Here is a 20,845-nt window from a genome sequence, read left to right as displayed (position 1 = left end):
TCCAGGCGCCATATGCGCCTCGCTCCTTCTATCTATCCGAAGATGCCAGGGAGGAAAACCTTTCGGCGCGGCGACATATTCACCTTTCCCGGTAAATCGCATCGGAAAGAAGGCGTTCAGCCGGGCGCGGACTTATCCCAGAGCCAGGAGAAGAACAGCGATTCGCCGAGTTCCAGCATGGCATCGACGGCCCGGCTGCTGAGCGAGCCCTCCTCCACTGCCTGCACGGTATAGAGCGGCACTTCGCGGAGCAGCCGGCTGCCCGCGAAAATCCTCAGCGTGCCTGCCTGGTAGTCCGGCTTGACCGGCGCCATCAGCGGCCAGCGGTAGACGATGCGTGCCGACAGCCGGTCCGGATTGCTGACCGGGATATAAACGCTGACCGGCGCCTTGGCGACGAGATCGACGGTGCGCGCCGTGCCGCCATAGACGCTGGCTGAGCCGATCACTTCCTTGTCGGCAAAGACCTGGCGGTTCTCGAAGGCCGTCAGCCCCCATTCGAGCACACGCTTGGTTTCCTCGGTCCGTTCCTTGTCGGAAGGGATGCCGGCAAGGGCCAGAAACAGCCGCCGGCCGTCGCGCTCGACCGAGGCGACAATCGAATAGCCCTCGCCCTCGGCAAAGCCGGTCGCCAGTCCATCGGCGCCGAGATCGAGCCCGAGCAGCGGATTCCGGTTGCGCTGGAGGATCTTGTTCCACTCGAATTCCGGCTGCGCGAAATAGGGATAGAGGTTCGGATAGGATTGCTGCAGGGCGGCAGCAAGCGTCACCATTTCGCGCGCGGTCACCTTGCTCTTGCCATCGGGAAGGCCGGTGGAATTGCCGAATACTGCCTTCGCCATGCCGAGTTCGCGGGCGCGGCGGGTCATCGATTCGGCAAATTGCTGTTCGCTTCCCGCCATGCCTTCGGCCAGCACGATGCAGCCGTCATTGGCGCCCTGGATGGTAATGCCCTTGAGCAAGTCGTCGACTGGCACGCGCGATTTGAGCGCGGCAAACATCGTGGCCGTCCGCGACGGTGCGCCGCCCGTTCTCCAGGCATATTCCGAAACCGGATATTCGGTGTCGAGCCTGATCTGCCCCTTCGTCACCGCCTCGAAGGCGAGATCCACGGTCATCAGCTTGGCGAGCGAGGCTGGCGAAAAACCCTGATCCTCGTTCTTGGCGAGAAGCACGGTGCCGGTGGAGGCCTCGATCATGTAGGCCTGCGCTGCCTTCGTGGCAAATCCGCCAGCGCCGCCATCGGCAGCGAGCGCGCCGGTGGCCAGGGGTATCAGGCATGCAAAAAGGCGAAGCAATGGCTTCAGCATCGCGATTTCCATCGATCGAGCGGCGGATTTCAGGAGGTTAGAGCGAGAGGGAATCCGATGCAATTGGCATGCTTAGCGCGCGGCGGATTTTGCCTGCTGCCGCTTGGCAGAGGCCAGGATCGACTGCTGCGTCAGCCCGTCATTGCGCACCATCACTGCGTCGAAGGCGAGATCGACCGTCACTGTCTTCACGTCCTCGTTCTGGTAGCCAAGTGCCAGCGAACCCTGACGCCCGCCATAGGGGCGCTCATAAGGCATGGGTCCGATCTCGGGCAGCACGACCATCTGCTCGAAGGCCGGAGCGCCATTCCCTGCCGACTGGGCAGACGGTGCGACCAGAACATTGGCCGGAGCAGCGAGCGCCGGCGCCGCATTGTAGCGCGCGCTCGGCGTCGAACCGGCGTAGGAGGTCGCCGACATCGGCACCGGCACGTTGGCCGGCGTCTCGTAGCTGTCCGAGCTCTGCAACTGGTCGCGCGTCATTTTGCGGCTGTTGGAGGCGACCATCACGCCGGTTGCGATCTGTCCCTCAGGATTGATTGCCGGAATGCGGCTGCCCTTCGGGACATAAGATGCCATCAGATAGGGCATGTCATGGCCGTCCATGCGGGCGCGGCCGACATATTGAACGCGCACCTTGCCGGTGCCGCTGTGCTGCAGATCCAGCATGTTGGCCGTCTTGTTGGAAAGATCGATGATACGGCCTTCGTGGTAAGGACCGCGGTCATTGACGCGCACGACGACGGAGGAGCCGTTTTCGAGATTGGTGACGCGGGCATAGCTCGGCAGCGGGAAGGTCGGGTGGGCGGCCGAAAGATGCATCTGGTCGTAGACTTCGCCGTTTGCCGTCAGGCGCCCATGAAAGGCGGAGCCATACCAGGAGGCGACGCCGACCTTGTTATAGGCGAAGTCCTCCTTCGGATAATACCACTTGCCCTTCACCTCGTAGGGATTGCCGACGATGTAGCGGCCGCCGCCCTTCGGGATGTTGTTGCCGGTGGCGACGCGGGGGCTCGCCTTCACGCCATATTCGGATTCGGAAAAATATTCTTTGCCGTGGGCTTTTTTCTTCGGCACCGCCTGCGTCGTGCCGCACGCCGCAACCGTCGCACACATCGCCGATATCGCCAGCCATCGCGCTGCCGTTGCGAATGACGCCGCCCCGTAATCCAGTCTCATATGTCCCACGCCGCTCATATGGTTAAGGAACCCTGCCCGATAATGGGTCAATAGCGCCTTATCCCCGCCCGCCTAACGAGACTTTAATCTTGTGAGCTTCATGGCAAATTTACGAACGATTTCGCAGCGATAGCGGCAATTCCGATAATTATGGTTTATAAATTGCTAACAACGGCGCCTGCGCCCGGCCCTTTCGCCGCCGCAATCAGGGCCGGAATCGCCGTGCCGATATGTGACATAGTAAGCGGCCGACGGGATTGGCGCGCTCAAAAAGACTTTCGTCGAGGGTGCCGGCCAAGTTGCGGGTTTCAGCCACTGGTAGTTTTCTTTCAAAGAGATCGCCCTGAAGTTATCGCTCACCGCCGCCGGATCGACTGCGCTACCCCTACACCGTGTAGTTTGTTGCTTGACTCAAAGTGGAGTAGAAAGTTTAGTTGCGGCCGTTCGGGTGAAGCCCGGCGTCCTTTCCACGCTCATCTTTAGGGGGACGAGCCATGGCAAATCACAAACCAGCAGTGCCTAGCGTGTCGATCCACGACTATTCACCAACGGAAGCCATTGAAGGAAGCCTTCTCGACGGCGCGACGGACCAGGATGGCGATCTGCTTCAGGTTCAGTTCGTCAATGGCGTCAGAATTCCCAACAAGGCAGGTGAACCCGGATATCTGACCGTCGAAGGCGATCACGGCACGCTGACCATCTGGAGCAATGGCAGCTATAGTTACACGGTCACTGACCCGGAAAGCCTTGAGCCCGGTCAAGCCTTCTCCGAAAAATTCTCCTTCAAGGTCTCTGATGGAAAAGGCGGCACCGACGTCGCCAATTTTCACATCGCCGTCAACGCGCCGCCGCAAGGCCTCTATTCGATCGATTTCGAAAATGCGCCGACGGAATATCCCGGGCAGCCTGATATCGCTTCGGGTTATGCGGGCTTCAAGTTCGGCGACAAGGTCGACGGCAACCTTTGGGCGGTCGCTGAAGCCGACGGCAACGAATACGTCGTCACCAATCCCTACAATCCCTTTTTCGACCGTGTTGACGGTAAGCTCTTCACGGTAGAGGGCGTCGACGTCGCGACCGTTTTCGACCCCGGCTACGAAGGGGTCGATGCCTTCGTCACCTTCGAGGGCTACGTCGATGGCAATAAGGTGAGCGAGATGACCGTCAAGGTCTATGGCGATACCATTGCCGACGGCCAGCATATTTCACTGGCAGAGCTGGGCGCGGTCGACTTCGTCCGCTTCGATATCGACCCGGACGTGGAGCCCACAGGCTTTCCGCAGCTCGCCTTCGACAACTTCACCGTCCTCGTCTGACGACATCAGGCAAGCGGCCCGCAAAGCCGCTTCCCTCCTCCGGCAAGTGCTGCAGAACAAGTTGACGCTGCGGTCAAAGCTGCTACAAAGCCGGCCTGTGAGTGAATGGGTCGCACGTCGGCGAAAGCGCCGATTCAAGGGAAATGCCGAAACGGGATTTCCATGGGCTTCTCAATTTGCCTGGAAGAGTGTCCGAGTGGTTTAAGGAACCGGTCTTGAAAACCGGCGTGCGGGAAACCGTACCGTGGGTTCGAATCCCACCTCTTCCGCCACGATCCCATTGAAAGTTCCGCACATTTCAATCGCTCCGTGCGAGCAATCTTCAAGCTGGTGCGCGACTTAGTCAACGGAAACTGCAACAATGCTGCAACTCGCGACAAACCGAATCAATGGGAGGTGACGCGCGTCAGAAAACGGAGGGAGTCCCTTACAACTAGGATTCCCAAAAGTTTTTCTTCGTATTGCCCATAAGCGCTCCGAAAATGCCTGACGACGCTGGCGGCGTTGGGGGGATTGCCGGTGGCGGGGGCGGTGGTGGATTAGGGAACCATCGCGTGTTGAACCATTCCCACACCCATTGCGGAGCCCACCCTTCAAGGGCCTGTGGCGTTAATTCAGAAATAATTATGTTGTCGGCCGCAGTCAGCCTAGCCATCAGAGCCATTCGGAGAGCGGAAGGCGCGTAGTCCGTTGACACAAACCATGTCCAACCATTCCATCGGAGCCAATCGCCATACTGACCAAGGAGCGCATCAACCATTTCGGCGTTCTGTGGCGTCTCGATCCACCTTAGGGTTACGAGGTAAATCTTAGACATTGCGGTCCTCGCCCCCTATTCGAAGCTGACTCGGAGGCAGCGTGCCTTGAGCTCCATCGGGTGAATGATCGATTATCTTTGGATCACTGGCCGCAATCTCGTTGAGTCGATATTTTACCAATTGAGCGCCTTCAAGCACGGAAGGACCCGGATGGCGCTCCGCGTAGCCAAATGCTTTGAAACAATAGATCATTACAACCGCAGCAGCTAATGCGACTAACCCGATAACCGCATAGGGAAAATTCGCGGGCAATTTGTACACAGCTATGCCGACCAGCGTGATGAAAGCGATCATCACCGGTGCGGTCTTGCCAAGAACGCCGCTGCCAAACTTGATTGTCTTGAACGGATTGAATCCCGACAGATCTGGTGTCATGCCCTTTCCGACTCGCCCCTTACCCCTCAATGCATAACTTAACGCCTTATGCCGCTGTAACAACGCTTACGTGTGGCGCGATCATCGTGTGCCCCCCGACCCGATGCCACCGCAACCCGTCCACCGCATCACATGGCCCGACCCGTGGCCGTTGCCACTCACTAATCGGCAACCGCGATCCTTTAGAACCCGAGTCCCCGCTCACGACCGGTGAGAGCCATACCGTTGATTAAATCAACGGACCATAGCGGATCTCCTAGCCATCGCAAACACCCTCGAAAAGAAGCTCGTCACGCTTCGCATTCTCTTAATGAACGTGGACACGGCAACGCCGACCGGGAAGCTGATGTTGACGATCCTCGGCGAGATTGCGGCGTTCGAACGCGATCTGATGTTGGAGCGCCAACGCGAGGGCATCGCGAAAGCTAAGGCCGAGGGGAAGTACCGGGGACGCGCCCCGACTGCGAAGGCGAAGGGGAATGACGTTAAGCGCCTGAAGGCCGAGGGAACGACGGCGGATGCAATTGCAGAAAAGCTGGCGATTGGGGCGAGCGTGTTTCGTATTTTGCGGGGTCGTCTCAAGCGAGAACGTGAATGCACCTTAATTGCTTTAATACAGCGATTAACAAGCAGACGGCGGATCTCTATTGTCTCCACAACTGTTGGGAGATTCGTATGTTTAAGCAAAACTCTGTCTTTGTGGTGGGGGCCGGGGCAAGCGACGAATTCGGGATGCCGATAGGCTCAACGTTGACCGATCAGATCAGGGGGTCTTCTCGACTTCGGTTCGATAACTACCCGGATCGAGATGAGGGCCCTAAGTCCATAACAACCTACATCCGCAAGCATTATGATTTCTATTCAGAAGAAGATTTGAAAGCGGCAAGAGAGCTGATTGCTGCGTTCGGGCGGATCAATCACGGGATCTTGAGCGCCGAAAGCATCGATGAGTACATCTACCGCTATAGCGACGATGCCCTAGTCGCTGAAGCGGGCAAACTCCAGATAGCGCACCTTATATCGGTTGCCGAGTCAAATTCGCTTCTCGCAAGAGAGCGCGACTTCCACCTTGAAAAAGGCTTCTATACCCTCAACAACACGTGGATATGGGCCTTCGCGAAGTCACTCGTGATGGGAGTTAAGGCGTCTGAGGTGAAGTGGATCGGCTCTGGCGTTACGATCGTTTGCTTCAACTACGACCGGTGTATTGAGCACTATCTGGAACATTTTCTGATGCGAACCTATCACGGTCTGGGTCAAGAAGAAGCGCGCTCGATAGTCTCAAACATTAACATCATCCATCCCTACGGCACCCTTGGCGACCTTGATCAGTTTCCATTCGGGGAGACTGAAAACCTCCTGGAGAACATGGCGAAAAACCTAATTACGTGGTCAGAAACGGGCGACGATGAGGAGGAATTGGAGGAGAGACGGGTTGAAATCCGAAAGGCGATAAGGAGTGCTCGGCAAATTGTATTCCTGGGTTTCGCCTTCGCCCCACAAAATATGAAGATACTGAACACTGAACCGAGAGAGGTGAACTTCAACGGGCCTGCCGTGTACTCGACAGGGTACGGAATAGAACGGGAAGTCGAGGAATCATACCGCGACAAAATTATTGCTTGTTACTCCAAAGTCAGTTCGGATGAACCGGTGGCGACACGGGAAAGAGTTCGTTTCCAACTTGGAGCCAAATGCAAAGAGTTCTTTTCAACTAATCGGGCAAACCTCGTTCAATGATTGGGTGCGCCCGCGTCATCAACATTCAATCTTGTCGCCTTCAACCTGTCAGCAATCCCTTCCTCGTCGACCACAATCCCCCGCACCTCCCCGAGATCCTCAGCCCAGTTGCGCTCGGACGGCCAACTCCCATCCGCACCAGTTCCACCCGCCGCTTTGCCTTGGCCAGCGGTCTTCTGAGGGCGAGCGCCCCGGGGGTATCCAGCGCCTTCGCCGTCCCTGCGTGCCCGTGGCGAAAGGCGACCTTGTCCTCTTCCATGCTGCCGCAGGCGGGGTCGGATCGATCGCCTGCCAGTGGCTGAAACATCTCGGAGCGACAGTGATCGGCACTGTCGGCTCGGAGGAAAAGGCTGGGATCGCACGGGGCAATGGGTGCGATCACACGATCGTTTACACCAAAGAGGATTTCCAGGGCCGCGTGGCCGAGATCACCGACGGCAAGGGCGTGCGTGTCGTCTACGATTCGGTCGGCGCCGACACGTTTGCCAAATCTCTGGATTGCCTGCGAGCCCGCGGCACTCTCGTCAGCTTCGGGGAAGCCTCCGGTCCGATTGCGCCTTTAAACATCGCGTCGCTCGGCGCAAAAGGATCGCTGTTCGTCACGCGTCCATCCATCGCCCATTACACGGCCGATCGCCGCGACTACGAGGCGGCGGCGAGCAATCTCTTTGGCGCCATCGAGGCCGGCATCGTCAAGGCCCCTAATATATCGAGATACAGGCTCGGCGATGCGGTCAAGGTGCACGAAGATTTGGAAGCGCGCCGAACGCAAGGTCCTATCATTCTCATTTCGTGACATCTTCAAGATCACTTTATATTTCAGGAAATGAAGAATGTTTACGAGAAGAAAGAGTATATCAGAAGTCCGACGGAGCCCCAAAACACAACAGGCGTAAGTATCAATCCAAGGACGATGACTTTTGTCATTAGAAAACTCCGAATCTCCGCACGCCCCCGCGAAGATCTATTTCAGCGATCCACGGTTTGGTATGGGCACGAAGTCCGGGATGGATCGGACTTTGGTCTCAGTTCGAGCATTTAACCCACGCTATCACCGCTCCGAGCGTGGGAGGTGACGGTAGAGAACGACCGCGACGGCGAGTGCAACGGCAATCAGCGCCGCCGCGACGGCAAAGGTGATCCGCATTCCTGAGGCGACCGCTTCAGGGTGCGCCGTGGCGATATCGGATGTTGCCGATGCGAGAGCGAACACGGCGCCCATCACGGATGCGCCGGTGATCAAGCCGAGATTGCGCGACAGGTTGAGCATGCCCGAGATGACGCCTCGCTGATCGGGCCGGACAGTCGCCATGACGGCCGTGTTGTTGGCGGCCTGGAACAATTGATAGCCCGGCGTCAGGATGGCGATGGCGGCGATGTAGCCGGCAATACCGGGAAGCACGGCCAGGGCGATCGAGCCTGCCGCCATGGCAATGAGCCCTGCGACAATCACAAAGGGCGCATCCAGGCGGTCGACAAGACGACCAGCCGGCAAACCGCTCAAAGTGGAGATGACGGGGCCGCTCGACATGACGACGCCGACGAAGGCTTCGTCGAGCCCGAGCGCACGGGAAAGGTAGAAGGGCGCGACCACCAGCGTCGCCATCATAACCGTCGAGACCAAGATGTTCATGGCCAGGCTGGCGCTGAATGCCGAGTTGCGGAACGCCGCCAATCGGATCAGCGGCGATGCTGTTCTCGCCTCGGCGAAGATGAAGAGACCGATGCCGAAAGCGGCGGCCAGCAACAGGGCTGCGTTCAGCGGACCAAACCTGCCCCGCCCGATCGTCATCGCAAGCGCATAAGCCGAAAGCGTCAGCGCAAGCAGCAATGTGCCGGCAATGTCGAAGCGCGCCCGATCCGTCTTCTTTCCGCTGGTATCGACGGGCAGATGGCGAAAAGCGAGAGCGAAGGTGACCACGCCGAGCGGCACGTTGACGAGGAAGATCGCCGGCCAGCCGAACGAGGCGATCAGAACGCCGCCGAGCGACGGACCGAGAGCGGTGCCGACCGCCGACATCGTTCCAAGCAGCCCCATGGCGCTGCCGGTCCTCGCCTTCGGCACCGTCTCGCCGACGAAGGCCATGGTGAGAGCCATCATCATGGCTGCGCCCAGGCCTTGCAGGGCACGCGCTGCAATCAGCACCCACAGAGTAGGCGCGAGGCCGCACAGGATGGACGCCATCGTGAAGAGCAGGATGCCGATGAGCAGCAGCCGTTTGCGCCCGACGATGTCGCCGAGCCGCCCGGCACTGACGACCAGCGTGGTGATGGCAAGCAGATAGGCGAGCACGATCCACTGGACATCCTGGAAGGCGGCGTCGAAGGCCTGCGCCAGGCTCGGCAGGCCGACATTGGCGATGCTGGTGCCAAGTGATGGCAGCAGCATGGAGAAGGAAAGGCTGGCGAGCGTCCATCGGATCGAGGGCGCCCGCTCAGCAATTGCCTCGCCTCGTTCCGCAGTGACCGGCTTCATCATGACCTCCTTTTGGCGTTTTCGGGAATGAAGCGTCGAAGCCTAGTGATCTGTTTGATATGGCGGAAGGCGCACGATTTGCATTTCATTGATGCATTTGACGCTACATCACGATCGAACCGTGTTATCGTCGACCGATGTCGACACCCGATCTCAACCTGCTTGTCACTCTCGATGTGCTGCTTGCCGAAGGCAGCGTTGCCCGAGCGGCCCGCAGATTGCGGCTCAGTCCCTCGGCGATGAGCCGGGCATTGGCGCGATTGCGCGAAACCACGGGTGATCCGCTGCTGGTCCGTGCCGGACGCGGTCTCGTCCCTACCCCGCGGGCGCTCGAGCTGCGCGAGCGGGTTGGCCGGATCGTCGAGGAGGGGCAAGCCGTGCTGCGCCCTGTCGAGACGCTCGACCTGAAACGGCTGGACCGGACATTCACGCTGCGCACCAGCGAAGGCTTCGTCGAGAATTTCGGGCCAGGTCTCATCGCACGGATCGGCGAAGAAGCGCCTGGCGTGCGGCTATGCTTCGTGCAGAAGCCGGATAGAGACAGCGCCCCCTTGCGCGACGGCACCGTCGATCTGGAAACCGGTGTCGTCGGCAAGGCGACCGGACCCGAAGTGCGGGCGCAAGCCTTGTTTCGGGATCGCTTCGTCGGTGTCGTGCGAGCGGGACATCCGCTTTGCCAGGGCGAAATGACGCTCTCCCGTTATGCGGCCGGCCGGCATGTCAGCGTATCCAGGCGCGGTCTCGAGAAAGGGCCGATCGATGAGGCGCTTGATCTGCTCGGGTTGGAACGGCAGATCGTGACGATCGTCGGCGGCTTTTCGACGGCGCTCGCCCTCGCGCGGGCTTCCGATCTGATCGCCACTGTTCCCGAACGGCATACCGGCGTCTTGCGCGCGGGAATGCACAGTTTTCCGCTCCCCGTATCGATGCCTGACATCACGGTTTCCTTGCTCTGGCATCCCAGGATGGATGCCGATCCCGCCCACCGCTGGCTGCGCGGCTGCCTTCGCGATGCCTGTGCCGCGACCTGATTGAAGGCCCGAGAGCGATCCTGTGTCGGCGGTTGACTATCCCGTGCTGCCGTGATCTCCCCTCTCGCATCCATCAAGCGAGGACATCATGACCGACGGCATCATCGTAAAGGACAGCAACGGAAGCCAGCTTCACGACGGCGATTCCGTCACGCTGATCAAGGATCTCAAGGTCAAGGGAACCTCGGAAACGCTGAAGCGCGGCACGCTCGTCAAGGGCATCCGTCTGACCGACAATCCCGGCGAAATCGAGTGCAACACCAAGCAGGTCAAGGGTCTGGTGTTGAAAACGGAATTCCTGAAGAAGGCATAGGATCGTCGGGGGTCTCCTGCGGCACTTCCTCCGTGATCACTTCGAAACGGGAAAGCTTCGCCGGGCCGAAGGCCGTCGACATTGCGACGTCAGTGGCATCGCGGCCGGTCGCCATCAATATTCTGCCGATACGCGGCGTGTTGTGGCGGGCATCGACCGTATGCCAATGACCGCCGAGAAAGACCTCGAACCAGGCGCTGAAATCCATCGGATTGGGATCGACCGGAACACCGATATCGCCGAGATAGCCCGTGCAGTAGCGGGCCGGGATATTCAGGCACCGGCAGAGCGCGATCGCGAGATGAGCGAAATCGCGGCAAACGCCGTTCTTGTCGGTAAAGCCGCCATGCGCGGTCCTCAGCACGTCGGCCTTCTGGTAATCGAAGGTAATGTGGTTATGGACGAAATCGCAGATCGCCTGGACCCGCGCCCATCCGAGCGGCGTCGACGAGAAGGTTGCCCAGGCGAAATCCGAAAGCCTGTCGGTGTCGCAGTAGCGGCTGCCGAGCAGGAAGACGAGTACTTCGTCGGGCAGGTCCTTGATCGCGTGTTGAACGGCATTCTCAGGAATGATGTCGGGCTGCCCGCTGTCGTAGATCTCGAACGCGGTGGAAATCGTCGTCAGTCCCGGCGGCGCCACGATCCGGCTGCAGGCATTGCCGAACACGTCGATATACTCCCAGACCTCGATCGGCCGGTCGAATGTCAGCACCTGCTCGCTCAAGAGATCGGCGCGCCGGGAGGGATGAATGTTGAGGACGAGCAGCATGGGTGTCGGCTGTACGCATTCGTACCCCAGATGAAACCCGGCGCGTATCCTCATGGCGGCTTCCTCGTCGCGTCTGCGCATATGCGGCTGCCTATCGAACGTTGATCCGCGCGGCGCGGTTCCACGGACTGCAAGCGTCTCCGCGCGGTTAGCTGGTCGTGACGTTGACCTGAACCGTCATGCTGTCGAAATCCGCTTGTCCCCCGTCGTAGCTGCCGCTTAGCGGGACGGCCTGGCGGGGATCGCGGGCGACGGCGACGCGAATGAGATCGCGGTTGCCGACGATTCCATTGGTCGGATCGAACTCCGCCCAGCCGGCGCCAGGCAGATAGATCTGGCACCATGCATGCGTGGAGCCGCCGCCGAGCACGGTGGAGCCATCCCGGTCGGGAACATAGACATAGCCGGTGACGAAGCGCGCCGCGAGGCCGAGCGCGCGCGCCGCTTCCATCATCAGAAGCGCGAAATCCCGGCAGGTGCCGGAGCGAAGCTGCAAGGTCTGGAGAGGCGGCTGCGTCCCATGCTCCAGGCGCCGCGAATAGACGAAGCTTTCCCGGATAGCGTAACAGAGCGTCATCAGCAGATGCCCGGTTTCCGTCGGCCGCCCCTGGCGCACGAACCGCATTGCCCAGCGCCCGACCTCGTTGTTCGGATCGGGATAATGGCGCTGCACCGAGGGCGCGAGATCGGCGATCTCGTCTTGGTCGTAGGGGAAGGGATAGGTCAGGGCGGCGTTGTCGACCCTGAGATCGAGTGCGACCTGAGGCGTATGGTCGAGCGTGATCCAGGTTTCGAACCGAAGCTCGTCGGACGGTGTCGGAATATCGATGAGTGCGACGCAATTGCCGAAGACGTCGTGGATCCAGCGCACCCGGCCTTGCTCCGGATAGATCGCCAGAGACGCCTCCAGGAGCCGCTGGTCGAAACTGTCGCGTGGCCGGAACATCAGGCGGTGCTGCCCGAAATAGACCTCTCTGACGTAGCGATAGGAGGTGATATGGCGGACGGTGAAAATTGTCATGGGCCGCCGCCCCGCAATCTATTCACGTTGCTGCTCCAAAGCGGCCATGCCGCCTCTCCCTTGGAAGCGCCCTGCCCGCTTCTCCGCTTATCCCGATTTCTTGTCATATAAGCAGATTCGAAAGATTGCTATTGTAGCTCCACCGATCGACGGCAGAGCCGTCCAACCTTAGGAGGGTATGATGCATATCATCTGGGACGTTCTTACGCTTCTGCTGACAATCGGTTCGCTCTATGGCGGTCGCGAATACCGGATCATTCGCGCTCGTGCCCGCGCTCAAAACTGGGGCAACTTCTGATTCTATCCTCGCGACCGCTTGCTCTAACAGCGTCGGTCGCTCGCATGACGCAAAAGCCATCCACTTAAGGAAGTGCTTTTTCAAGAAGGCGGTTTCACCCGTCCATTTTCTCCGTTAGTCCAAGCCCGCCTCACCCCAGGCGGGCTTTTTTTACCCGGTCATTCCGTCGCGGCTTCACTTCTTGGCGCCGGCTGAAAGTACCCGATGTGTTGCATTGTCCAATGCATGGCTCGTTTGTTGCCCGTCCTTCTTCAGTCCGTATGCGGTATTGCCGCAACCGGAAAGCGTAAGCAGGCAGATGCAGGCAATGGCGATGGCAGCTTGTGGCATCAGGTATCTTCCCCAAATGAATTGCGATCTGAAGAAAATGATACACTCTACGGTAAAATCAATCCGCCGATGGGATGGCACGATCGCGGGTATGGAACCCGGTGACGCCGCGGGCGTTTACGAGAGCCATCTACCGGGGTCAACGATATGGATTATCAGATCGCCTTCGCCGCAACCGTCGCAACAGCATCTTTCCTGTTCTTCATGCTGCTTATCCACAGAATGTGAAGACTGCGCAATTGCCCTGATCTCAGTCCGCTGCTGAACAGCTTTGGCACAGTCTGCGGCTCCCGAAACGTGCGTTTCAGAGAGACTGTGGCCACCGGCCGCCTCGGTATCTGCAACGCAATAATCCGGAATGGCTAGTATTAGTTGACGACCTTTACGCCAGTATAGGTCAATAAAAACATTTCCAAGTCAGTGCGAAGACAGCTGGACCGGTGTCCGTGTACTTTATTCATTGTTTCGCAAGATAACGACATGTGCCATTTCGATATTTTAAATTTTACTTAAAAACGAGGCTTAACTAACTATTAATAATAGCCTTGCGTGCCTCCCGCTTCGGTTTATGCTTCATAAAAAGGGGAGAAGAAGATGTTTAGCAAAAGCCTCATCATGCCGGTCGGCTTCGCCTTGCTCGCCGTTGCTGGCCTTCTTTTTCAGCTCGCCGTTTACGCGCTGGAAACTCCCGTCACCCTCCTGCAGCCGTAAATGCTTAAGTTCCTCTAGGAGTGGAACTTTTTTTCTTTTCGTGCATAGTGGCGAGGCATTTCATCAGGAGGAAATTATATGGAAAACGCAGGCGTGGGTTGGATCGCGGCCATCATCATCGGCGGTATCGCCGGATGGCTGGCGGAAAAGGTCATGAGCAGCAATATGGGCCTGCTCATGAACATATTGCTCGGCATCGTCGGCGCAATCGTCGCCAACTGGATCCTGGGTCTGTTGCACATTCAGCCGCTGGCCGGCTGGCTGGGTTACCTGATCACCGGTTTCGTCGGTGCGTGCATCCTGATCGCGCTCGGGCGAGTCATCCGCCGCTGACCCAATTGGTCACAGACACGACTGAAAGCCGGGCGTTTATGGCGTCCGGCTTTTCCTTGTCCGATTTCCGAATTCAGCGGCGGCTCAGCAGGCCGAAAAGATAGGCGACGCCCGCCGTCACCGCGAGCGCCATGAGCGGTTCTTCGCGTACCTTGTCGCGCAGCCGTTCCGTCATCAGCGAAGCCTCATCGGTTACCACCGACTTTGCCCCCTGCCCCAGCGCCCGCACGCTTTCCGTCAGTCTGGAGAGGTCTTCGCGCAGCGCCGTGACCTGCGCCGACAGATCGTCTGCTGCGATATCGGCCTTGACGCGCGCAGCGGTGGATTCGGCGGAAGCGGTTTTCAATTCTGCCATGGTCTGCTCCTGTTTCATGGGATGCCGCTTCAACGAAATGGCGGCCAGAAAGGTTCCGCTCCAGCCGATCTTTTGTTCCCCGCCAGGGCCGTTTACGCCGGTCATCGCCCCACGCAGCTTTTCGCGCGACAAACCCTTCATTTCCTGTCGGGTTTGTTTTAAGGAACGACGAATGTCTGCCCGTCGTGCGGGTCAATGATACTGCGAGGTTTGCGTTTTCATGTTCCATTTTCTGAGAAGAGCTGCTCAGACCTGGGTTGCCAAGCTGCTCCTGCTTCTCCTCGTCGCCTCCTTCGGCATCTGGGGTGTGTCGCGAGAGCTGCTGACAGGCGGCAGCAGCACCACGGTCGTGACCGTCGGCGATCAGCAGGTGGGCGTCAATGAATTCCATCTCGCTTATCAGCGCCAGGTGCAAAGCCTCAGCCAGCAGTTCGGCATGCGCCTCACCCCCGAGCAAGCCCGCGCCTTCGGCGTCGAACAGCAGGTGCTCGCCCAGCTCGTCGCCGGCGCCTCGCTCGATCAGCTCGCCGAAGACATGAACCTTGGCCTGTCCGAGGATCGCCTCGCCCAACTGATCGGCGACGATCCGGCCTTCAAGGCCGTCAACGGCAAGTTCGACCGTGAGCTCTTCATTTCGCGCCTGCGCAATGCCGGCATTCGCCAGGAGGATTACATCAAGGAGCGCAGCAAGGTCGCGGTCCGCAGCCAGATCGTCGATGCCGTCTCCAACGGCTTCACGGCGCCGAAGACGCTGGTCGACGCGCTCAAGCTCTACGGCGATGAAAGCCGCAGCGTCGATTACCTGCTGCTCACCAATGCCAATATCGAGCCGATCAAGGCGCCCGCCGATGACGTGCTGGCCGCCTGGTTCGAAGGCGTCAAGCAGCGCTATCGCGCACCGGAATATCGAAAGATCATCTATCTGAAGCTGCAGCCCGCCGATATCGCCGACGCCGCGACCGTCACCGACGATCAGATCCGCGAAGCCTTCGACAAGGGCAAGGATGCCTACCGCACGCCGGAAAGCCGCACGATCGAACAGCTGACCTTCGCGAGCAAGGATCTCGCCACCGCAGCCGAAACGGCGCTGAAGAGCGGCACCAGCTTCGATCAGCTGGTTTCCGACCAGGGCAAGACGGCGAGCGACGTGCTGCTCGGCGAATTCACCAAGGAAAAGGTCCCGGATCAGGCCGTTGCCAATGCCGCCTTCGCGGTTTCGAAGGATGGCGGCACCACGCCGGTCGTCGACGGTTCCTTCGGCCCGGTCATCCTGCGCATCACCAATATCAAGCCTGAGACCGTCAAGAACTTCGACGAGGTGAAGGAAGATATCCGCAAGCAGCTGGCGCTCGCCAATGCCTCTCAGGAAGTGATCAACGTTCATGACCGCATCGAGGATATGCGTGCCGGCGGCTCGACGCTTGAGGATATCGCCGGCCAGCTGAAGCTCAAGGCGGTGACCGTCGATGCCGTCGATATGACCGGCGCCGGCAAGGACGGCAACGAGGTCAAGGATGTTCCGATCAAGCAGCAGCTGCTCGGCGAAGCTTTCAAGACCGAGGTCGGCGTCGATGCGCCACCGCTCCCGATGGGCAATGACGGCTATGTCTGGTTCAACGTCCGCGAAATCACGCCGGACCGCGAGCGGCCTGTCGCCGAAGTGCGCGAAAAGGCCGTCGAGGATTGGACGGCCGAACAGCAGAAGGCTGCGCTCGCCAAGAAGGCTGAAGAATTGAAGGCCGAGGCGGCCAAAGGCACCGCTCTTGCCGATATCGCAGCCCCGCTCGGCATCGCCGTCGAAAGCAAGAGCGGTTTCACCCGCTCCACCGACGATCCGGTTCTCGGCCGCGCAGGCATCAACGCCGCCTTCTCTGGTCCCATCGATACGGTGGCCAGTGCCGTCGGCGCCGATCCTTCCACGCAGATCCTGATGAAGGTGACGGAGGTCAACTCCCAGCCGACCGGCGACGTGCTGAACAACCGCGACGCCCAGATCACCGCCATGGCCAATGCCGCCGGCGACGATATTCTCGATCAGATGGTCAACCTGCTGCAGACGCAGTATGGCGCGCAGATCAACCAGACGCTCGCAGAACAGGCGACCGTCCGCTAGAACAGGATGATTTTAGGCCAGGTCGGCCTAAAATCTGAATTCTGTTCTAAATTAAAGAGTTAGAGCATGATGCCGAAAGCCGCTCACACTTTTCGGCATCATGCTCTGGGAGGCTTGAAACCGCATGACCGATCTGAAGCCGTTCCTGGCCAAGGCCGCGAGCCGCGAGCCGCTGACGCGTGACGAGGCCCGCGCTGCCTTCGACATCCTGATGTCGGGCCAGGCGACACCCTCGCAGATCGGCGGTTTCCTGATGGCGCTGCGCGTACGCGGCGAAACCGTCGACGAGATCGTCGGCGCCGTCACTACCATGCGCTCGAAGATGCTGACCGTCGAAGCGCCGGCCGATGCGATCGACATCGTCGGCACCGGCGGCGATGCCAGCGGCACCTACAATATTTCGACGCTGGCGGCGCTTATCGTCGCGGGCGCCGGCGTGCCCGTCGCAAAGCATGGCAACCGGGCGCTGAGCTCGAAATCCGGCGCGGCGGACAATTTGGCCGCACTGGGCGTCAACATTGATGCCGGTCCCGATACTATCTCCCGCTGCATCGCGGAGGCCGGCGTCGGCTTCATGTTCGCCCAGCTCCATCATTCGGCTATGCGCCATGTCGGCCCCTCCCGGGTCGAGCTCGCCACGCGCACCATCTTCAACCTGCTCGGGCCGCTCTCCAATCCGGCCGGCGTCCGCCGCCAGCTGCTCGGCGTGTTCTCGCCGCAATGGCTGGTGCCGCTGGCCGAAGTCATGCGCGATCTCGGCTCCGAATGCGTCTGGGTGGTGCATGGGGACGGCCTCGACGAGATCACCACGACGGGAACGACGCAGGTCGCGGCCCTCGAAGACGGCAAGATTCGCACCTTCGAGCTGTCGCCCGCCGATTTCGGCGTCAGCCCTTGCGTTCTCGCCGACATCAAGGGCGGCGACGGCGTCGCCAATGCCGCAGCGCTTCGTGAAGTTCTCGGCGGCGCAAGGAATGCCTATCGCGACGTGTCGCTTGCCAATGCCGCAGCCTCGCTCGTCATCGCCGGCAAGGCCGAGACGATCCGCGACGGCATGGCGCTTGCCGCGCATTCGCTGGACAGCGGCGCCACCGCACTTGCCCTCGACAAACTCGTCGCCGTTTCGAATGATATCGACTAGGATTGGCCGATGACCGATATCCTGAAGAAAATCGAACTCTATAAGCGCGAGGAAATCGCTGCGGCGAAGGCCGCCGTGTCGCTTGCCGACTTGAAAGCGATGCAGGCCGATCAGTCCGCTCCGCGCGGCTTCCACAAGGCGCTTGCCGCCAAGCGCGACGCCGGCAATTTCGGCCTGATTGCCGAGATCAAGAAGGCGAGCCCCTCGAAGGGCCTCATTCGCCCCGATTTCGATCCGCCCGCGTTGGCAAGGGCCTACGAAGCTGGAGGCGCTGCCTGCCTTTCCGTGCTGACCGATACGCCGAGCTTTCAGGGTGCGCCGGAATTCCTGACGGCGGCACGCGCCGCCTGCGGCCTGCCCGCGCTGCGCAAGGATTTCATGTTCGAGACCTACCAGGTCCATGAGGCACGCGCCTGGGGCGCCGACTGCATTCTGCTGATCATGGCGTCGCTCAGCGATGACGATGCGGAGCGCCTGCAGGACGAAGCGTTTTCTCTCGATATGGACGTGCTGGTCGAGGTGCACGATGCGCCGGAAATGGAACGGGCGCTCAAGCTCTCCTCGACGCTCGTCGGCATCAACAACCGCAACCTCAGGACCTTCGAGGTCAGCCTGACGGTCAGCGAGATGCTTGCCTCCATGGTTCCGGACGACCGGCTCCTCGTCGGCGAAAGCGGCATCTTCACCCATGCCGATTGCAAGCGCCTGCAGGCGTCCGGCATCAATACTTTCCTCGTCGGCGAAAGCCTGATGCGCAAGGACGACGTGGCGGCTGCCACCCGCGCGCTACTCTTGGGCGAAGCCGCCATCGCGGCCGAGTGACATGAGCGGCGAAAAGCCTGGCCTGACCCATATCGGCGCCTCCGGCGAGGCGCATATGGTCGATGTCTCCGACAAGGCCGAGACCGTGCGCATCGCCACGGCCGAAGGTTATGTGAAGATGGCGCCGGAAACGCTTGCCCTCATCCGTCAAGGCGATGCCAAGAAGGGCGATGTGATCGGCACAGCGCGCCTTGCCGGCATCATGGCCGCCAAGCAGACCGCCAATCTGATCCCGCTCTGCCATCCGCTGATGCTGACGAAGGTCACGGTCGAGATCGAGGAGGACGCCGCCCTGCCGGGTCTCCGCGTCACCGCCACCGCCAAGCTGACCGGCAAGACCGGCGTGGAGATGGAGGCGCTGACCGCCGTCTCGGTCGCTTGCCTGACGATCTACGACATGGCCAAGGCCGCCGACAAAGCAATGGAGATCGGCGGTATCAGGTTGCTCGAAAAGTCCGGCGGCAAATCCGGCGATTTCCGCCATCCGGAGGCGAAATGAACCTTCTGCCGGTCGCCGAGGCACTGAGCCGCTTGCTCTCCCGCGCAAAGCCGATCGCGGCATCCGAGACGCTGCCACTCACCGGGGCTGAAGGCCGCGTCCTTGCCGTCGATCTCACTGCCCGTCTGACCCAGCCGCCCTTCAACGCGTCCGCCATGGACGGCTATGCGCTGCGCCGCGAAGACGCGCCGGAGCCGGGCGCCGTGCTGAAGGTCATCGGCACCTCCTCCGCCGGCCACGGCTTTGAGGGAAGCGTCGGCCAGGGAGAAGCCGTCCGCATCTTCACCGGCGCCCCTGTTCCCGCAGGCGCCGATAGCGTCCTGTTGCAGGAGGATGCTGAAAAGACCGAAGGCGGCATCCGAACCAATTTCCCCGTCCGCCAGGGCCAGCATGTGCGTCCCCGAGGTCAGGATTTCGTCGAAGGCGAAGCCGTGCTCCCTGCCGGCACCGTGCTTGATTTCTCGCGGCTGACGGTTGCCGCCGGCATGAATCGGCCCGATCTCGAGGTGCTGCGCCGCCCGTTGATCGCCATTCTCGCAACCGGCGACGAACTGCTGCCGCCCGGAAGCACGCCCGGCCCCTCGCAGATCATTGCATCCAACACGTTCGGTATCGCAGCCCTCGCCCGCAGAGCCGGCGCGGAGGTGCTCGATCTCGGTATCGTGCCTGATGATAAGGCTAAGATCACGGCAGCGATCGGCACAGCACGGGGCGCCAAGGCCGATGTCATCGTCACGCTCGGCGGCGCTTCGGTCGGCGATCATGATCTGGTGCAGGCGACGCTGGTCGAGGCCGGCATGCAGCTGGATTTCTGGCGCATCGCCATGCGCCCCGGCAAGCCGCTCATGGTCGGCAGTTTCGGCGAGACGCATGTGCTCGGCCTGCCCGGCAATCCGGTCTCGAGCCTCGTCTGCTCCTTGCTCTTCCTCGAGCCGCTGATCCGCAAGCTCGCTTGCTTGCCGCCAGTGCAGCGAGAGACAATGGTGGAGGCGGCCGTGACGCTGCGCGCCAACGACCACCGGCAGGACTATATCAGGGCGAAACTTTCGAAATCCGCTGCCGGAAACCGGCTGGTCGAGCCCTTCGACAAGCAGGATTCCTCGATGATGAAAACCTTTGCCCGTTCGGACTGCCTCATCATCCGCCCGCCGCACGCGCCGGAACTGCCGGCCGGAGCGCCCTGCCCGGTCATGCTGTTGCGGCCGGACCTGCTGGCTTAGACGCCTTCTGCTGGATCAGACGAGCGAGTAGACGCCCGCCTGTACTGGCTCACGTCCCGCGCCGAAATCCACAACTGTATGGCTTGCGATTCGATTGAGTTCCCGATGCGGAAGATGCGCGCGCTCGGGATCGCCGATTAGCACCTCAATACCGCCAGCCTGGCAACGCCTGACGAAAGCCATCGCCCGCAAGGCAAGTGCGGGATCGTAGAACAGGTCGCCGACCAGAAGGAGATCAGTCTCCTCCGGCGGCGGTCCGTCGATTATGTCAGTCGCGGCGGCAGCGATGTGCACATCGTTCAGAGCCGCGTTGAGGCCGATTGCAGCAACCGCGTTGACATCGATATCGACCGCAGTGACCGCGCGCGCCCCGGCCTTCGCCGCCGCGATGGCGACGAGTCCGGAGCCGGCGCCGAAATCGAGGACGCGGCGGCCGGCGACCGTTTCCGGCCGGTCGAGCAGATGGCGGGCAAGGACGGCGCCGCCGGCCCAGGGATAGGCCCAGTAAGGCGGCGGATCGGCTTCTCCGCGGCCGGCAAGCCGCCAAAGCCCGCTCGCAGGCCCCGCGGTGTGAAGCCGGATCTCGGGGATGGAGGGCACCGGCGAGATCGGCAGATTGGCCTGGATGAAGGTGGCCGGATCGGGACGCGGCGTGCCGGGGCGTTTCATCATCAT

20 protein-coding genes, 1 tRNA gene and 1 pseudogene are annotated in these 20,845 nt (G+C 60.6%); 13 read left to right on the top strand and 9 right to left on the bottom strand.

Features of this window, described 5'->3' with window-relative positions; genetic code table 11:
• Positions 1-116: 116 nt before the first annotated feature.
• Together ATY76_RS08720 and ATY76_RS08715 are read right to left on the bottom strand one after the other, a co-directional pair.
• Positions 117-1,310, bottom strand: a complete 1,194-nt coding sequence (locus ATY76_RS08720) for a D-alanyl-D-alanine carboxypeptidase family protein (protein WP_088674377.1) — start codon at positions 1,308-1,310, stop codon at positions 117-119.
• A gap of 72 nt (positions 1,311-1,382) precedes the next feature.
• Entirely contained in the window at positions 1,383-2,489 is a 1,107-nt protein-coding gene (locus ATY76_RS08715; RefSeq protein WP_088674352.1) for a septal ring lytic transglycosylase RlpA family protein, read from the bottom strand.
• 494 nt (positions 2,490-2,983) lie between these two features.
• Here ATY76_RS08715 and ATY76_RS08710 point away from each other — a divergent pair, with 494 nt between their 5' ends.
• Together ATY76_RS08710 and ATY76_RS08705 are read left to right on the top strand one after the other, a co-directional pair.
• A complete protein-coding gene (locus ATY76_RS08710) occupies positions 2,984-3,805 on the top strand; it encodes an Ig-like domain-containing protein (RefSeq protein WP_088674351.1) in 822 nt (273 codons plus the stop codon).
• A 182-nt stretch (positions 3,806-3,987) separates the two neighbouring features.
• Positions 3,988-4,077, top strand: a tRNA-Ser gene (locus ATY76_RS08705).
• Positions 4,078-4,614: 537 nt separating this feature from the next.
• Here ATY76_RS08705 and ATY76_RS08700 read toward each other — a convergent pair.
• A complete protein-coding gene (locus ATY76_RS08700; protein WP_088674350.1) occupies positions 4,615-4,998 on the bottom strand; it encodes a hypothetical protein in 384 nt (127 codons plus the stop codon).
• Between the two features lie 244 nt (positions 4,999-5,242).
• Here ATY76_RS08700 and ATY76_RS08695 point away from each other — a divergent pair.
• The 3 genes and pseudogenes from ATY76_RS08695 to ATY76_RS08685 all read left to right on the top strand — a co-directional run.
• A pseudogene (locus ATY76_RS08695) lies at positions 5,243-5,590 on the top strand (recombinase family protein); the annotation flags it as partial.
• Positions 5,591-5,673: 83 nt separating this feature from the next.
• A complete protein-coding gene (locus ATY76_RS08690; RefSeq protein ID WP_141104995.1) occupies positions 5,674-6,738 on the top strand; it encodes a hypothetical protein in 1,065 nt (354 codons plus the stop codon).
• A gap of 229 nt (positions 6,739-6,967) precedes the next feature.
• Positions 6,968-7,534: a zinc-binding dehydrogenase gene (locus ATY76_RS08685; protein WP_245309764.1), complete on the top strand. Its 567-nt coding sequence runs from the start codon at positions 6,968-6,970 to the stop codon at positions 7,532-7,534.
• A gap of 255 nt (positions 7,535-7,789) precedes the next feature.
• On the opposite strand, the gene ATY76_RS08680 is transcribed toward ATY76_RS08685, so the two are convergent.
• Entirely contained in the window at positions 7,790-9,214 is a 1,425-nt protein-coding gene (locus ATY76_RS08680; RefSeq protein WP_088674376.1) for an MFS transporter, read from the bottom strand.
• Between the two features lie 137 nt (positions 9,215-9,351).
• On the opposite strand from ATY76_RS08680, the gene ATY76_RS08675 reads away from it, so the two are divergent.
• Positions 9,352-10,245 (top strand): LysR family transcriptional regulator, encoded by an 894-nt coding sequence (locus ATY76_RS08675; protein ID WP_088674348.1) that lies wholly within the window; start codon positions 9,352-9,354, stop codon positions 10,243-10,245.
• Between the two features lie 88 nt (positions 10,246-10,333).
• On the top strand, positions 10,334-10,558 hold the full coding sequence (locus ATY76_RS08670; protein WP_088674347.1) for an alkylphosphonate utilization protein: 225 nt from the start codon (positions 10,334-10,336) through the stop codon (positions 10,556-10,558).
• Here the strand turns inward: ATY76_RS08670 and ATY76_RS08665 are convergent.
• The 3 genes from ATY76_RS08665 to ATY76_RS08655 all read right to left on the bottom strand — a co-directional run bounded on the left by ATY76_RS08665 (position 10,515) and on the right by ATY76_RS08655 (position 12,976).
• The gene (locus ATY76_RS08665) at positions 10,515-11,381 is read right to left on the bottom strand and encodes a transglutaminase family protein (protein WP_088674375.1); all 867 of its coding nucleotides are present in this window, start codon (positions 11,379-11,381) and stop codon (positions 10,515-10,517) included. The genes ATY76_RS08670 and ATY76_RS08665 overlap by 44 nt on opposite strands.
• Before the next feature lie 94 nt (positions 11,382-11,475).
• A complete protein-coding gene (locus tag ATY76_RS08660) occupies positions 11,476-12,348 on the bottom strand; it encodes a transglutaminase family protein (RefSeq protein WP_088674346.1) in 873 nt (290 codons plus the stop codon).
• A 472-nt stretch (positions 12,349-12,820) separates the two neighbouring features.
• Entirely contained in the window at positions 12,821-12,976 is a 156-nt protein-coding gene (locus tag ATY76_RS08655; protein ID WP_088674345.1) for an entericidin, read from the bottom strand.
• A 789-nt stretch (positions 12,977-13,765) separates the two neighbouring features.
• On the opposite strand from ATY76_RS08655, the gene ATY76_RS08650 reads away from it, so the two are divergent.
• Positions 13,766-14,020: a GlsB/YeaQ/YmgE family stress response membrane protein gene (locus ATY76_RS08650; protein ID WP_088674344.1), complete on the top strand. Its 255-nt coding sequence runs from the start codon at positions 13,766-13,768 to the stop codon at positions 14,018-14,020.
• 73 nt (positions 14,021-14,093) lie between these two features.
• Here ATY76_RS08650 and ATY76_RS08645 read toward each other — a convergent pair whose 3' ends face one another.
• Entirely contained in the window at positions 14,094-14,375 is a 282-nt protein-coding gene (locus ATY76_RS08645; protein WP_088674374.1) for a hypothetical protein, read from the bottom strand.
• Positions 14,376-14,595: 220 nt separating this feature from the next.
• Between ATY76_RS08645 and ATY76_RS08640 the strand changes: the two genes are divergently transcribed.
• The 5 genes from ATY76_RS08640 to glp all read left to right on the top strand — a co-directional run bounded on the left by ATY76_RS08640 (position 14,596) and on the right by glp (position 20,170).
• Complete coding sequence (locus tag ATY76_RS08640) at positions 14,596-16,488, top strand: peptidylprolyl isomerase (protein WP_088674343.1); 1,893 nt, start codon at positions 14,596-14,598, stop codon at positions 16,486-16,488.
• A gap of 124 nt (positions 16,489-16,612) precedes the next feature.
• Positions 16,613-17,629, top strand: a complete 1,017-nt coding sequence (gene trpD, locus ATY76_RS08635) for an anthranilate phosphoribosyltransferase (RefSeq protein ID WP_088674342.1) — start codon at positions 16,613-16,615, stop codon at positions 17,627-17,629.
• Between the two features lie 9 nt (positions 17,630-17,638).
• Positions 17,639-18,451 (top strand): indole-3-glycerol phosphate synthase TrpC, encoded by an 813-nt coding sequence (gene trpC / locus ATY76_RS08630; protein WP_088674341.1) that lies wholly within the window; start codon positions 17,639-17,641, stop codon positions 18,449-18,451.
• 1 nt (position 18,452) lies between these two features.
• A complete protein-coding gene (moaC, locus tag ATY76_RS08625) occupies positions 18,453-18,950 on the top strand; it encodes a cyclic pyranopterin monophosphate synthase MoaC (RefSeq protein WP_088674340.1) in 498 nt (165 codons plus the stop codon).
• Positions 18,947-20,170, top strand: coding sequence for a gephyrin-like molybdotransferase Glp (gene glp, locus ATY76_RS08620; RefSeq protein ID WP_088674339.1), 1,224 nt, complete (start codon positions 18,947-18,949; stop codon positions 20,168-20,170). Before moaC ends, glp begins: the two co-directional genes overlap by 4 nt.
• Positions 20,171-20,185: 15 nt before the next feature.
• Here the strand turns inward: glp and ATY76_RS08615 are convergent, their stop codons facing one another.
• Positions 20,186-20,839: a 50S ribosomal protein L11 methyltransferase gene (locus ATY76_RS08615; protein WP_088674373.1), complete on the bottom strand. Its 654-nt coding sequence runs from the start codon at positions 20,837-20,839 to the stop codon at positions 20,186-20,188.
• Positions 20,840-20,845: the final 6 nt, after the last annotated feature.

This window comes from Rhizobium sp. R339 (genome assembly GCF_002211395.1).
Lineage (GTDB): Bacteria > Pseudomonadota > Alphaproteobacteria > Rhizobiales > Rhizobiaceae > Rhizobium.
Note: the sequence above shows the minus strand (reverse complement) of the source record. Positions and strands in the feature narration are given on the sequence as shown.

Excerpts from the sequence above, each read along its gene's own strand:
- moaC (WP_088674340.1), top strand. The coding sequence starts at position 18,453 with ATGAGCGGCGAAAAGCCTGGCCTGACCCATATCGGCGCCTCCGGCGAG.
- ATY76_RS08690 (WP_141104995.1), top strand. The coding sequence starts at position 5,674 with ATGTTTAAGCAAAACTCTGTCTTTGTGGTGGGGGCCGGGGCAAGCGAC.
- glp (WP_088674339.1), top strand. The coding sequence starts at position 18,947 with ATGAACCTTCTGCCGGTCGCCGAGGCACTGAGCCGCTTGCTCTCCCGC.
- ATY76_RS08720 (WP_088674377.1), bottom strand. The coding sequence starts at position 1,310 with ATGCTGAAGCCATTGCTTCGCCTTTTTGCATGCCTGATACCCCTGGCC.
- ATY76_RS08680 (WP_088674376.1), bottom strand. The coding sequence starts at position 9,214 with ATGAAGCCGGTCACTGCGGAACGAGGCGAGGCAATTGCTGAGCGGGCG.
- ATY76_RS08665 (WP_088674375.1), bottom strand. The coding sequence starts at position 11,381 with ATGAGGATACGCGCCGGGTTTCATCTGGGGTACGAATGCGTACAGCCG.
- trpD (WP_088674342.1), top strand. The coding sequence starts at position 16,613 with ATGACCGATCTGAAGCCGTTCCTGGCCAAGGCCGCGAGCCGCGAGCCG.
- ATY76_RS08660 (WP_088674346.1), bottom strand. The coding sequence starts at position 12,348 with ATGACAATTTTCACCGTCCGCCATATCACCTCCTATCGCTACGTCAGA.
- ATY76_RS08700 (WP_088674350.1), bottom strand. The coding sequence starts at position 4,998 with ATGACACCAGATCTGTCGGGATTCAATCCGTTCAAGACAATCAAGTTT.
- ATY76_RS08670 (WP_088674347.1), top strand. The coding sequence starts at position 10,334 with ATGACCGACGGCATCATCGTAAAGGACAGCAACGGAAGCCAGCTTCAC.
- ATY76_RS08640 (WP_088674343.1), top strand. The coding sequence starts at position 14,596 with ATGTTCCATTTTCTGAGAAGAGCTGCTCAGACCTGGGTTGCCAAGCTG.
- ATY76_RS08710 (WP_088674351.1), top strand. The coding sequence starts at position 2,984 with ATGGCAAATCACAAACCAGCAGTGCCTAGCGTGTCGATCCACGACTAT.
- ATY76_RS08650 (WP_088674344.1), top strand. The coding sequence starts at position 13,766 with ATGGAAAACGCAGGCGTGGGTTGGATCGCGGCCATCATCATCGGCGGT.
- ATY76_RS08675 (WP_088674348.1), top strand. The coding sequence starts at position 9,352 with ATGTCGACACCCGATCTCAACCTGCTTGTCACTCTCGATGTGCTGCTT.
- trpC (WP_088674341.1), top strand. The coding sequence starts at position 17,639 with ATGACCGATATCCTGAAGAAAATCGAACTCTATAAGCGCGAGGAAATC.
- ATY76_RS08715 (WP_088674352.1), bottom strand. The coding sequence starts at position 2,489 with ATGAGACTGGATTACGGGGCGGCGTCATTCGCAACGGCAGCGCGATGG.
- ATY76_RS08615 (WP_088674373.1), bottom strand. The coding sequence starts at position 20,839 with ATGAAACGCCCCGGCACGCCGCGTCCCGATCCGGCCACCTTCATCCAG.
- ATY76_RS08655 (WP_088674345.1), bottom strand. The coding sequence starts at position 12,976 with ATGCCACAAGCTGCCATCGCCATTGCCTGCATCTGCCTGCTTACGCTT.
- ATY76_RS08645 (WP_088674374.1), bottom strand. The coding sequence starts at position 14,375 with ATGGCAGAATTGAAAACCGCTTCCGCCGAATCCACCGCTGCGCGCGTC.